Raw genomic sequence first — 12,795 nt, forward strand, 5'->3', positions numbered from 1 at the left:
CTGTTGATGCGAAATCGGCATCTTGTCAATTGTCCAGCAATTGCTTTTGGAGCTTATGACACCCACAGGTGCAGCCGGCAGCATGCTCCTCGTTTTCTATCAAGCTGCCCGTGACTCCCGCAACGTCAACAACTTCAAGGTCGAACTCGAGGTCTCTTCCAGCAAACTCATGGTTGAAATCAAACGCTATCTCGTCCTCATCCACAGAAAGAACCCTCGCTCTTTTCCGCTCTCCGTCGATATCGAGTACGATGTACTCGCCTACGGGAAGTTGCTCGGCGGACGGAAACCCCGCTCGCGGCACGTTCTCAATCAGCGATTCATCGTAGTTTCCGTAGGCTTCTGCTGCGGGAATGCGCACCGTGCGACGTTCGTGCGGATTAAGCTCGCACACCGCTTTCTCAAGACCGCTGATTACGGTTCCCGAGCCAATGACGAACTCGAGCGGAGTGCCCCCGTGCGCCTCCGAGCTATCGAACACCGTACCGTCATCGAGCCGCCCCACGTACTGCACCCGCACTCTGCATCCTGCATCAATCATTGTTCGCCTCACTTGCGTTCGGGGGTTTTACCTCTCGTGTAGACGAGATGGCTCCTGTCAAGAGATTTCTCCACCGTCCCTGCTCGAGCCGGAAGAGCGCCTTCAATTCGATGTGGCCGCCATGGGTCGCACTGCCCAAATAGCGCACCACTCCCTCGGACAAAGGGCCCTCCGGAACCCAGGTTCCGTCAGACCCATAGGAGCGAAGAGTCGTTCCGTCTTGAGCGGTGAGCGTAAGACTGCTCCAATCGATAGACGCAATCGGCAACGCTTTTAAAGAGCGGGGGCCTCCGGTAGGAGCCGGTTGAGCCACGCGCTTCCCGCCTGAATCTCGCCGGCTCACTTTCCCATGAGGGCGCTGATGGGAATGAGCGCCGGGCCGGCAGGGTCGGCCTGGTCGTGCAGCCCCTTGACCGTTTCCCACAAACGATCGTTGGGAGTGCAGAGCTCGATGTACTGGCCGAGCTCCTTGCGGGCATCGACATAGGCAATGTTCTGACCGCTGCCGCTTTGCAGAAGCATAGCCACCGACATACCGGCATCAACCAAATCGGCGACTGCCACATCGACATCGTCGACATACACGCAGAAATGGTGCAGCCCGAAACGGCCCATCTCGTGATAGGGGTCGGGGCCCGGCGTGGAGATCTCGATGAGCTCGATCTGGATGTCGTCCATATGGCCCAAAGCGGTGCGAATATCGAGCGGGACCTTCTCGCCGCGCACATCGCAGGCATCGAAATGGGTGACTCCGCTGTCCAGGAAGGGGCCGACGCCCATGGCCTCGTGCATCAGCTCGGCCGATTCCTCGATGCTTTCCACGTAGTAGCCCAGCTGCTTGACGCCATGGCGGTCGAAGAGCTCTTTGGCGCTTGTCATTGTTCTCACCTTTCCTTTGCGTTAGGCGCGAGGCGGCTTGGGAGCGCTCGGTGCTGCCGGGGGCTTCGGCGCGCCCGGAGCCGCGGGAGCTGCGGGAGCTGCGGGAGCTGCGGGAGCCTTTATGGCAGAGTCGAGCTTCGCCTGATCGGCGTCGAAATCAACCTTCTGCTCTTCCAGCTCCGTGCCGCACTGGGGACAAACCGTGTCAATCGGCCGCGCCTGGGCGCCGCAGGACGGACAGGTTTTCATCTGAATTTCAGCAGGTCTGAAGCACATGCTTTCTTCTCCTTCTCTCTCGGTCCAAAGGCGCGCCGTAAAGTGCCCCTTAGGCGCGCCTTTGAGGCATTCTAAGTTCCAGCGGGCCAAGGCCTTATTAGGCGCCGATCTCCCTAAAGAGGTCGGTCTCTCCATCCCAGTCGACCATCGACCCAATCACCAAATCGTGGAACGCCGTCGCGCCCTCGGTAACGAGCTGCACCATGGCGCCGAACTGCTCGCGCATGTCGATGACCACGAAGGCAGGCTTGCTCGCGCGGGCGCGCACCTCCTCTTCGTCCGCGCCGGCGGCGCGGGCCTTCTCGAGCGATTTCTCCAAATCCGAGTATCCGATGGTAATCACGGGAATGTCGAGGACTTCGCAGGCCTCGAGCGCCTGCTCCATATCCTCCACGAACACATGGACGTGGTTGAGCCCCATGGCCTCCATGTCGTTGTACTCGGTGAACATCGTGGGCGCGTCGCCGACCTGCTGCACCACCTCGATCGTATGAGAGCCCCATCCGCCGTAGCAGGCCTCGAACTTGAGGTCGGAGCAATCCACCTCCTCGCCCCGGTAAATCAGCCTTCCGAAGGTATTGGTGGTATGGTAGAAGGGACCGGAGCCGAACAGGTCGTGGTGGTTCTGCGCGAAGGCCTTCCAATCGGGCGCGTAGAAGCCGATCTGATGGACGAAGTCGCGGCCCTTGAAGTAATCCTTAAGGTCTCCCTCGTAGGTGCTTTGCAGACGGTCGGCTGCGTTTGTGTTCACCACATCGCCTGCGGCCGTAACAGTCACCTCGCGCATCTCAGCGCCGGGCTTCTCCGTTCCCGTCGCGGCCAAGTCCTCGCCGCTCGGCGCCTCATCGGAAGCCGCGGGGGCCGCGCATCCCGTCAGCGCTGCCGCGCCCATGAGGGCAGCGGTCGTCCCAACGGCAAGAAACTCGCGGCGATCTACCGTCTTTTTCATAGTACTCGTCCTTCCCCTCCTTGAGGCTGCCTTTCTCCTGGCAAACCTCGGAATTTAGTTGATGTGCAACAGCGCATTTAAGCGCCTTGCGCCGGGCCGGCCGGTCGTGCTCGAGCCCGGCCCGGCGCGATCCTGGCTAGACGAGGGCTATATCCCCCAGGCCCTTGTCCTCGGAAACCGTGCTCGTCTGGATCGTCTTCTTCTTGCCGCCGGCCTCGATGGTCACCGTCCAGTCGGCATCGGGAAGGTCGCGGAGCCAGAAGTCGCCCCAGCTGTCCGTCGTCGCAAAGTACGTCCCCGCCTCGCCGGCCGCCGTGACGGTCGCGCCCTCGACGATCTCGTCCTCCGCGGGATCGAAGACCGTGCCGGCGATGAACTTCTTGGGGAGGCCGCGGTAGAACACGCGCGGCTTCGTGCCGTACTCCGGGTGGAGGACCTCCTCGGTGCCGTCGAGGCCGAGCTCTTCCTCCTCGCCGAACAGGATGACGTCGACGTGGCAGTTGTCGACGCAGCGGGGAACCTTGATGGGCTCGTCGCCGTCCAGGAGATGGGCGCACCCGGTGCACTTCTGGGGGATGTTGAGCTCCTCGTTCCAGTACACGGCGTGGTAGGGGCAGGCGTCCACGATCTGGCGCTGGCCCTTGGCCTTCGCGGGGTCGATCAGCACCAGGCCGTCCTCGCGGCGGTACACGGCGCCGTCCTTGGCGACGGCCATGCAGGGGGCGTTTCCGCAGTGGTTGCACATGGTGGGGACGTAGCTCACCTTCACATGGGGCTTGTGCCCGCGCTCGTACTGGTTCACCTTGCACCAGAACTGCCCGACCTCCGGCTGCGGGGCGGCGTACTCGCCCCAATCGTTCCCGCAGTGCTCGTCCTTGCAGCCGATCTGGCAATCGTGGCAGCCCACGCAGTTCTTGACGTTGATGAGAAATGCCTTCATCGTTATCCTCTCTCGCTGGGGACGGTCTACTCGACGACCCAGGACTTGTAGTTAATGCCGATGGCCGGGTCGTAATCGCGGTCGAAGCAGTCCGGATAGGCCTTCTTCCAGCCCTCGTACTCCTCGTCGGTCACCTTGGCGACCTCGGTGAGGTAGCCCGTCACGACGAAGCCCTTGCAGTGCTGCGACACCGTCGCCTGGGGCGCGATGAGGTTGATGGCGCCGCCGCGGTCGAGGTGCGGCGCGATGGGGTCGACGCGGCTCCCCTTGTGGACCATGACCGAGCCGGGCATGACGCGCTCGGAGACGCGGGCGCCCAGGAGCACCGTGCCGCGGTCGTTGAAGATCTTGACGATGTCGCCGTCCGCGATCCCGCGCGCCTCGGCGTCCTCGGGGGCGATCCAGAGCGGCTCGTACTGGTAGCCGTCCTTGCCGCGCACCTTGCAGGTCTCGATCTCGCGGAACCACTTGATGTCGTCGCCCTGGACATGGACGCGGAAGCGGGCGGGGCTGGCGGTCACCAGCAGCGGGTACTCCTTGCAGCGCTCGCCCCAGAGGCTCTCGTCGTGGGTCCACCCCTCGCTCGCCGGCCCGCCGACGAGCCACTTCGCCATGGGCGTGCGCTCCTTGTCGTCCGGGAAGTGCTCGGCGAGCGCGTCGGACCAGAACTCGAGCTTGCCCGTCGGCGTGTCGAGCGGGTTGGCCACCGGGTCGTCGTAGAAGGGGCGCATGCCGGCGGGCAGGTCCTTCCAGGCGGGGTCGATCTGCGGGAAGTAGTAGCCCTTGTCCTTGAAGTCCTCCCAGGAGATCTCCGAGCCGAGCTCGGACTGGTCGAAGCCGAACTTCAGCCACTCGTCCTGGGTCATGCCCAGATCGATCTGGTCGCGCACGCCGAAGCGCTCGCCGACCTTGCAGGCGATCTCGAAGTCGGAGTAGGACTCGCCCACGCGCTCGCAGGCCGGGGGCGTCAGGCCGCTGCGGCGCAGGGCCACGGACATGCCGGCGCCCATGGAGTCGTTGTCCTCCAGGCAGGTGGTGACCGGCAGGACCAAGTCGGCGAACAGGGAGTCGTTCTCCAGCCACTGGTGGTTGGTGATGAAGCACTCGACCTCGGGGGAGCGGATGGCGTCCTGGAACGTGAAGCCGCCGTTCCAGCAGTTCATGTTGCAGGGCTTCTCCGACCACAGCAGGTGGATCTTCGCGCCGCCCTTGTCGGCCGGGGCCGGGTAGTTGAACTCCTGGAACTGCTCGGAGGTCTCCACGTAGACGATACAGGGGCTGCCCCACCATTTCACCTTTCCGTTGTTGATGGCGTTGGCGACCTCGGTGCGCGGAAGGGACTGGACCGTCGGGTAGAACATGCGGCACTGGTTGATGGAGCTGAAGGGCGCCGTCGTCGAGCGGGCGATCTTCTCCTTGGCCACGACCATGGCGTTCAGGTGGAGCTGCTGGACGCCCGGCTTGCCCAGGCCCTGCATGGCCAGCTTGTAGGCGCCGGTGCGTCCCGCCTCGTGGGAATAGGGCACCTTCACCGCACCCGAGCTGAAATGGCAGTGCGAGGCGGTTTTCCTGCCCACGTTGCGCGCGTAGGCCTTGATGGTGTGGGCCGGCACGCCGCAGCGCTCGGCGGCCCACTGGGGAGTCTTGGCGACGCCCTCTTCATCCTCGCCCAGCACGTACGCCCTGAGCTTGTCGAAGTACACCGTATGGGTCTCGACGTACTCCTTGTCGTAGAGCCCCTCGGTAATCCAGACGTACATGACGCCGAAGTCGAAGGCGGAGTCCGTGGCCGGCAGGATGGGGATCCACTTCATCGTCTCGTGGCAGGCCGCGGTGTAGTTGCAGAAGGGGTCCACGACGACGAACTCCTTGCCCAGCTCCTCCCAGTACTTGAGAAGACGGGAGAGGAACTGGCTGCCGTAGTTCTGGGTGAGCTCCCAGTCGCCGGCGTCGAAGCAGACGAGGTCGGAGTACTCGGTGATGTCCTTGATGACGTTCCAGGAGTTGTAGCCGGTCTGGACAGGCGCGCACATGCCGAGGCCCTTGTTGGAGCCGGAGCCCCACACGTGCTTGGCGCCCCAATACCAGCCCTCCACCGAGTCGGGGGTGCGGGTCTCGCGAGTGTAGCCGCCCAGCTTGCTCATGAGGTTCGCGTGCATGCCGCCGCCGGCGTGGAGGTCCTTCGACTCGCGATGGCCGTCCTCGCCCACGCACAGCACGCTGAAGGGTCCGTAGGACTCGATCACGCGGGACAGCTCGGCCTCGATGATGTCGATGGCCTCGTCCCACGAGATGCGCTCGAACTTCGAGATGCCGCGGTTCTGAGTATTGCGCTCGCCGTCGGGGTTCCAGTCGACGCGCTTCAGCGGAAACTGCACGCGGTTCTTCGAGTAGACGCGGTTCTTGTACGCCAGCGAGAAGTAGTTCGGCGCGCCCTTCATAGCGGGCCTGAACGTCTTCCCGTCCTTCTCCAGCTCCCACATGGACGGGGCGAGCTCCTCGGCCGTGTAGCGCTCGTCCATGCGGTACGGGCGAATACGAACGATCTTGCCATCTCGTGCGTCGACGGCGGTCATCTCACCGCCCATGCCGCCGCAGCCAATGCTTTGGATGGTCGTCTCGTCAGTGCCCTTGTAGGCCTCGACGATTGTCGGCATGCCATTGCCCATCTGCCTTCTCCTCTCTCTCGCTTTCGCGATTTGGCGTAGAAGGAGGTTCGACATCAGGCAGACGCCGCCCCCTTCCCCTGACCATTACTATGCGGGGTCGCGAAGGCAGCATTCAACTGGCAGTATTTCTGCTCAGTCATCATTTTCATCACAGGAGGCAACGTTGTTCAAAACCGTCAAACATATAACGCATCTGTAAGTATGCGTCTTACAGATTTGTCTTTTGTCGGAATGCGAATTAGGGCATGCGATTAAGCCAAAACGGCGTCATGACCTGACTATAGAGCGCCGTTATCTCCTCTACACTCATATCGAATCCCGATGATATCCACCGCTGCATAAGCATGGCCTGAGACGAGCCGAAAATAAAGGCAGCATAGTCAATCTCTTTGGCCGTGCCAGCATAACCGAGGCTCCCCATCAGATCGACGTTGAAAATACAAATAGCATTTGTCACTACCTGCACAAACACATCGTTACTACCCGTGAGCGACGTGACGAGGCGCGCATAAAACTCACGATTGTCGTAGACGCCTTGATACATTTTCCCTAAGAGACGCTCGGTTATCTGGGGAATATCCATGCGCTCTTTAAGCGAGAAGAGGGCATGGGCGTCTTCGAGCGGCTTTATGGCGTCCTGATAGAACAAAGACGCCACCACCGCTTCTTTGTTGGCGAAGTACTCGTAAAAGGTATGGCGGGATATGCGCGCAAGCTCCGCAATATCGGTCACGGAAATCGAGCGGTACCCTTTCTGCGCAATCAGCTGTTTAAAGCTCTGCTCGACTGCCTTTCGGATATCGGAGGGAGTGTCTTTCATTGGTTCCCCTATCTGCGCGAAGCCCCCGCTTGTCTGTTTGAGCGCAAGCTAGCCCTCATTCTATCACGCAGCCGACGCTTGCCGTCGTAACGTACATCGTCTTCTCTCATCGCCAATACCCCGGCAAAAGCACGGCTCTCGATCTCAATAAGACCGAGAGCCGCAAATAGGGAGGGCGTTTTAAACAAGAGCGCTAAGCAATGCCGAGGCAATTGCGAACCGAAATACGGCCCCAGGCGAGGCACTCCGTCAGGTTGCCGCCGCCGTTGTACATATCGGACCAGATTGAGCCAAACTCACCGGCGCCGTAGAGGTGAGGGATAGGATTGCGGTCCAAGTCCAAAATCTCGCCCTTAGCAGAACGCTCTGGTCCGCCGTTCGTGTTCAAGAAGTTAGGAATCATCTTCATAGCGTAGAACGGAGGCTGCAAAATGGGGAACAGCGTATCGCTGGGGCGATAAAAGGCCAGATCCTCTCCGGCTTCGCAAAGTGAATTCCAGTGTGCGATGGTCTTGGAGAGCTCCTCTGCCGGTACGTCCATCTGGCTTGCGAGACCCTCAATTGTCTCGTCTTTGTATCCCCAGGCTTCCGCTACAGGATCAATGTCGCCAAGCTTTTTGGTAGCCCCTTGGTCCATGGCAGCTTGGTCGAACACGTACCACGATAGCGGGGGAAGCTGCTGGTGCATCCACATGCCGCCCAGGTTCTGATCACCGTGACGATGGCCAACATGCACTCGAAGATCATCGTCTGTAAGCTTCTTGTTGTTGTAGCCGCCCACTTCCATATAGTAGCGTCGACCGTGAGTTCCCACAATGATGCCCAGATCATGCACAATTGCCGCTCCACCATCATTTGATGCGAAACCGCTGCCGTCAAGCGTGGAGAAGTTGTTGTTGAAGCCGGCAATACCGTTCATATGCCACATATGCGCCTTCACTTCTGCGCACATCGTGATGCCGTCACCTTCATTGCAGAGGCCTGCAAGAGGGTGGGCTCCGTAAGACTTGTGATAATTTTGAAGCATCTCGCTGTTGTTCTCGAAACCGCCGCAGCACATAATGACGCCGTGATTGGCCTTTGCATTCACCGTCTTCCCGTCAACTTCATAGGTCAATCCGAGAATCTCGTTTGTGTCGGAGTCCTGGAACAAATGCAATGCACGAGCGCCAAGCAAATGCGTGACAGTGTCCGAGTTTTCCTTCACCTTACTGACCATGAATTGCTGAACATGCGTAAATCCGCCCGTCTCCTCGCCGTTAAACCTAATTCTTCCAAAATACTGGGTCGGACAGAGTTCGGGATACTCCGGCACATAGCCGTCGTTGTCTTCTGTTTCCCACGACACCACAAGATCGTCTCCGGCTCCCAAAGACCTTAGCCAATCGGCGTGTTCGGTAAGCGCCGTAATGTGAGCTTCACAGATTTCATCAGAAACCGTGTCGTTTTCACCTCGTAATGCCTTGAAGTAGGTCAGCGCATTTTCGTAGTCGTTCGTAGCGGATATCATTCCCGCCGAATACTGGCTGTTGCCTCCACCGTATTCATTGTCGCCCTTCTCAAGAAGGAGACAGGTCGCGCCATTGCCCTCTGCCGCCACGGTCACCGCCGCTGTTGTGCCGGCCAAGCCACCACCCACGACAATAACGTCATATTCTTCGTCCCAAGAAGACGCAGCACTCATTCTTTTGAGAAATACGCTCGAGGCACGAATCTATCAACGTAGAGCGATTATCGCTTGCGTCGTCCTATCACTTGCGGGCGCAATTGCGTTAGTTGCCCAAATCGTCTCATCCGACAACACCGTCAAAGCCCTTTGCGCAATCTTCGCGATTGCAATGCAAGCCACTTTGCTTCCCACCGTTTTATTCGATTGGACTCGCCGGACTCTGCTCCTTGCATTCGAGAGGGGCCTCCCTACCGCCGCGACGGTAATATTGTTCGCTCTTCTTATTGCACGCGCAGTAGCTTCTCCCTTGTTTGCGCCCTCCCAATTCGTTGAGGGCCTGCGCATGTTCTGCCTTCCAGCTTCCGCAGTTCTCTTATTGATATGCTGGACACCGGAAGATAGCTTTGTGAGAGATTCGAATCTAACCGCATCCGCGACGCTTCGCAAATACGCGCCTGCTATTCTTATTTATTTCCTGCTTGAAACCCTCGGTCGAGTTTTTCAGATGCTGTTTTCGTCTGGGTCGATAGATCAAATGCTTGGGGTCTCGAATTTACGTGAGATCGTTGTCTTGTCGGTGCTTGCCTCGGCAGCCATAGCAACAATCATTCATTTTAAGCACCCCTCATCAATCGGCAAGAAAGAGTGTTTTTGCTTGCTCCTGGGCGTCGCATTCGGGCTCGCCGTTGGGGAGCTTTTGGGCATATTCACTGGCTCCTCCGTTACCGTTGTATTTATTGACTTTATCGAAACGACAAGAGCATTGCTGCGCGCCGCTTTTTTCATTGCGCTGTTTCTCCTGGCCTACGAATCATCTCTGTCCGTTGTGACCGTTTTCGGACTATTCTTGGTTGCCCCAGTCTGCCTTAGTCGCCTCGCGTTTCTCAACGTACCCAGCATTCCAATTGCAGATCCGAACATGTTGGCTCTGCTGCAAGAAGGGCTTACGGGGATTATCGCGTTTTGTTTTATAGCCGCTTCGACAATGCTTGCCAGCTCTTTTATCCACAGCAATTCATTCCGCACGCTTTTTGATACGGAAAACTCCTCGGCAATATCCGAATCCAGCGACACACGATTCAACGAGGCCCTAAAGGCGGCAGCAGTGCAATTTGCACTCACAGCTCGCGAGCAAGACATTTTGGAATACCTAGCGCAGGGCTATAGCGCAAAGAGGATCGGCGAGAAGCTGTTCATTTCGCCTTACACAGTCCAGAATCACACAAAGTGCATCTATAGGAAAATGGGAGTTCGTTCAAAGCAAGAGCTAATCGAGCGAATCAACTCTCCCGAAAAGCGACAGGAAACACTTCAATAAAAAGGGGCCGCAGCCAATGTGCAATGCATCGGCTGCGGCCCCTGCAATAGCAGCGCGGCCTAGTACAGCTTGGCGCCGGCAGGGATACGGTCGTCTACCATGAGAAGGTTCAGACGCTCCTCGGGTTCGCCGTCGTCGCCGGGCACCTCGTGGATGGCCGACATGAGCATGCCCTCGGAGGCGACGCCCATCATCTTGCGCGGGGGCAGGTTGGTGATGGCGATGAGCGTCTTGCCCACCAGCTCCTCGGGCTCGTAGTAGGCGTGAATGCCAGAAAGGATGGTGCGGTCCTCGTCGGTGCCGTCATCCAGCGTGAACTGCAGCAGCTTCTTCGACTTCGGCACCGCGATGCACTCCTTCACCTTCACGGCACGGAAGTCCGATTTGCTGAAGGTGTCGAAGTCCACCTCGTCCTCGAACAGCGGCTCGATAACGACGTTGGAGAAGTCGATGGGAGCCGCGGGGGGCTCGGTCTCAGACGCGGTAGCAGTCGGCGCAGCAGCGGGGGCAGCCGCCCCGGCGCCCTTCCCGACCACGGGGGCCTCGTCCTTCATGTGGGGGAACAGCAGCACATCGCGAATGGAGGGCGCATCGGCCAGCAGCATGACCAAGCGGTCGATGCCGATGCCCACGCCACCCGCCGGCGGCATGCCGTATTCCAGCGCGCGGATGTAGTCGGCATCGTAGCCCATGGCCTCGTCGTCGCCCATGTCCTTGGCGGCCACCTGGGCGCGGAAGCGCTCGGCCTGATCCACCGGGTCGTTCAGCTCGGTGAAGGCGTTGGCGTACTCGTGACCCAGGATGAACAGCTCGAAGCGCTGAGTAAGCTCAGGGTTATCGGGGTGCTTCTTCGCCAGCGGCGAGATTTCCAGCGGATGATCGATGACGAAGGTGGGCTGGATGAGCTTCTCTTCCGCCACGGCCTCGAAAATCTCGGAGATGAGCTTGCCCTTGCCCCAGGCCGCCTCCGCGTGGCCGCCGTTCTTCTCCAGAATGGCCACGAGCTCTTCGCGGGTGCGCTCGAAGGAAACCTCTTCGCCGGCGTGCTCGCTGGCAAGCTCGATCATGGAAGCGCGACGCCAGTCGCCGGACAGGTTCACCGGCACGCCCTGGTACTCGATTTCAAGCGTGCCGCAAGCTGCCTGGGCCGCGGCCTTGATGCAGCCCTCAGTGAGGTCCATCATGGAATCGAGGTCGCCGAAGGCCTCATAGGCCTCCATAGTGGTGAACTCGGGGTTGTGGTACGGATCCATGCCCTCGTTGCGGAACTGGCGACCGATTTCGAACACCTTCTCGAAACCGCCCACGAGCAGACGCTTCAGCGGCAGCTCCGTGGCAATGCGCAGGTAGTAGTCGCGATCGAGCGCATTGAAGTGCGTGATGAAAGGCTTGGCGTTCGCACCGCCGATGATGGCGTGCAGAAACGGCGTCTCCACCTCGTAGAAGCCGGTGTCCTCCATGTAGCGGCGGATGGCCGACACGATCTTGAAGCGGCGCTCGAAGGTGGTGCGCACCTCGGGGTTCATGACCAGGTCCACATAGCGCTGGCGGTAGCGGGTCTCCTTGTCCGTGAGCCCGTGGAACTTCTCGGGCAGAGGGCGCAGCGACTTGCTCATGAGCTCGAAGGAATCCACGGCCACGGACAGCTGGCCGCGCTTCGTGCGCATCATGGTGCCGGAAACGGCGATCCAGTCGCCCACGTCTAAATCGCACAGGGCCGCAAAAGCCTCCTCGCCGAGCGCGTTGATACGGCAGAACAGCTGGATGTCACAGCCAGACTCGCGCAGCTCCAGAAAGGCGATCTTGCCCTGCACGCGCTTGGCCATGATGCGGCCGGCAATGAGCACCTCGTCCTCAGTGGACTCGCCGTCTTCCAAATGGGAGTACTTCTCGTTCAGCTCGCCCACGGTGTGGCTGCGCTTGACCGAGTGGCCGTAAGGATCGACGCCCGCAGCGATCAGCGCCTCACGCTTGGCCTTGCGCACCTCAACGGGGTCGTCTTCGATGATTTCGATGGTTTCCTCAGCCATGATTAGTGCTCAATCTTCAGAACGGTCAGCTTGATGTCGCGGCCGGTGGGGCCGGTCGTGGTCACCTCGTCGCCCTTCTTGCAACCCAAAAGCGCCTGGCCCACCGGCGACTCGTTGGAGATCTTGCCCTCGTGGGCATCGCTCTCGGCGCCGCCCACAATGGTGAACACGCGCTCGCGGCCGTTCATGTCCACGGTGACGATGGAGCCGATGTTCACCTTGCTGGAGCGCTTCGGGGTGTTCACGACGGTGGCCTCGGACAGGATGCGGCTGATCTCGGCAATGCGCGCCTCCATCATGCCCTGCTCGTTTTTGGCGTCGTCGTACTCGGAGTTCTCGGAGATGTCGCCGAACTCGCGGGCAACCTTGATGCGCTCGCCAATCTCGGCGCGCTTCTCGTTCTCCAGGTAGTGCAGCTCTTCTTCGAGCTTCTTCTTTCCCTCTTCGGTCAGAACATAGTTTTCGTTAGCCATGGATCTTCCTATTTTCTCTCTTATACATCGGTGGTGCGCCCGCACAACGCAGCGGGCGCACCACCGTTCTTGCCTCATGTTGTGGAAGGAAACCGGTTACTCGGCCTTCTTCTTGACGACCTTCTTCACCGTCTTCTTCGGGGCAGCGGGCTCGTCGTCCTCAACCTCGATGACCTCCTCGACGACTTCCTCGTCGGCAGCCTCCTCGACGTCCTTCTCGCCGGCGCCCAT

General features: G+C 59.9%; 11 protein-coding genes. 1 reads left to right on the plus strand and 10 read right to left on the minus strand.

What is annotated here, in order from left to right; all coding sequences use genetic code 11:
• Positions 1–25 precede the first annotated feature (25 nt).
• The 8 genes from VJ923_RS11460 to VJ923_RS11495 all read right to left on the minus strand — a co-directional run bounded on the left by VJ923_RS11460 (position 26) and on the right by VJ923_RS11495 (position 8,701).
• Positions 26–541 (minus strand): FKBP-type peptidyl-prolyl cis-trans isomerase, encoded by a 516-nt coding sequence (locus VJ923_RS11460; RefSeq protein WP_326441600.1) that lies wholly within the window; start codon positions 539–541, stop codon positions 26–28.
• Between the two features lie 339 nt (positions 542–880).
• Positions 881–1,420, minus strand: coding sequence for a VOC family protein (locus VJ923_RS11465; RefSeq protein WP_326441602.1), 540 nt, complete (start codon positions 1,418–1,420; stop codon positions 881–883).
• 21 nt (positions 1,421–1,441) lie between these two features.
• A complete protein-coding gene (locus tag VJ923_RS11470; protein WP_326441604.1) occupies positions 1,442–1,696 on the minus strand; it encodes a zinc ribbon domain-containing protein in 255 nt (84 codons plus the stop codon).
• Positions 1,697–1,793: 97 nt separating this feature from the next.
• Positions 1,794–2,645, minus strand: a complete 852-nt coding sequence (locus tag VJ923_RS11475) for a hypothetical protein (RefSeq protein ID WP_326441606.1) — start codon at positions 2,643–2,645, stop codon at positions 1,794–1,796.
• A 136-nt stretch (positions 2,646–2,781) separates the two neighbouring features.
• Complete coding sequence (locus VJ923_RS11480; RefSeq protein WP_326441608.1) at positions 2,782–3,585, minus strand: 4Fe-4S dicluster domain-containing protein; 804 nt, start codon at positions 3,583–3,585, stop codon at positions 2,782–2,784.
• Positions 3,586–3,611: 26 nt separating this feature from the next.
• The gene (locus VJ923_RS11485) at positions 3,612–6,254 is read right to left on the minus strand and encodes a molybdopterin-dependent oxidoreductase (RefSeq protein ID WP_326441609.1); all 2,643 of its coding nucleotides are present in this window, start codon (positions 6,252–6,254) and stop codon (positions 3,612–3,614) included.
• Positions 6,255–6,492: 238 nt separating this feature from the next.
• Positions 6,493–7,074 (minus strand): TetR/AcrR family transcriptional regulator, encoded by a 582-nt coding sequence (locus VJ923_RS11490; RefSeq protein WP_326441611.1) that lies wholly within the window; start codon positions 7,072–7,074, stop codon positions 6,493–6,495.
• Positions 7,075–7,267: 193 nt separating this feature from the next.
• Positions 7,268–8,701, minus strand: coding sequence for an FAD-binding protein (locus tag VJ923_RS11495; RefSeq protein ID WP_326441613.1), 1,434 nt, complete (start codon positions 8,699–8,701; stop codon positions 7,268–7,270).
• On the opposite strand from VJ923_RS11495, the gene VJ923_RS11500 reads away from it, so the two are divergent.
• The gene (locus VJ923_RS11500) at positions 8,658–10,061 is read left to right on the plus strand and encodes a helix-turn-helix transcriptional regulator (RefSeq protein WP_326441614.1); all 1,404 of its coding nucleotides are present in this window, start codon (positions 8,658–8,660) and stop codon (positions 10,059–10,061) included. The genes VJ923_RS11495 and VJ923_RS11500 overlap by 44 nt on opposite strands.
• Before the next feature lie 59 nt (positions 10,062–10,120).
• Here the strand turns inward: VJ923_RS11500 and lysS are convergent, their stop codons facing one another.
• Both lysS and greA read right to left on the minus strand, forming a co-directional pair.
• Positions 10,121–12,091, minus strand: a complete 1,971-nt coding sequence (lysS, locus tag VJ923_RS11505) for a lysine--tRNA ligase (protein ID WP_326441615.1) — start codon at positions 12,089–12,091, stop codon at positions 10,121–10,123.
• 2 nt (positions 12,092–12,093) lie between these two features.
• Positions 12,094–12,564 carry a transcription elongation factor GreA gene (greA, locus tag VJ923_RS11510; protein ID WP_326441617.1) on the minus strand — a complete coding sequence of 157 codons (471 nt, stop codon included), beginning with the start codon at positions 12,562–12,564 and terminating at the stop codon, positions 12,094–12,096.
• Positions 12,565–12,795: the final 231 nt, after the last annotated feature.

The sequence above is a fragment of the Adlercreutzia shanghongiae genome (assembly GCF_035830635.1).
Classification (GTDB): Bacteria; Actinomycetota; Coriobacteriia; order Coriobacteriales; family Eggerthellaceae; genus Adlercreutzia; species Adlercreutzia shanghongiae.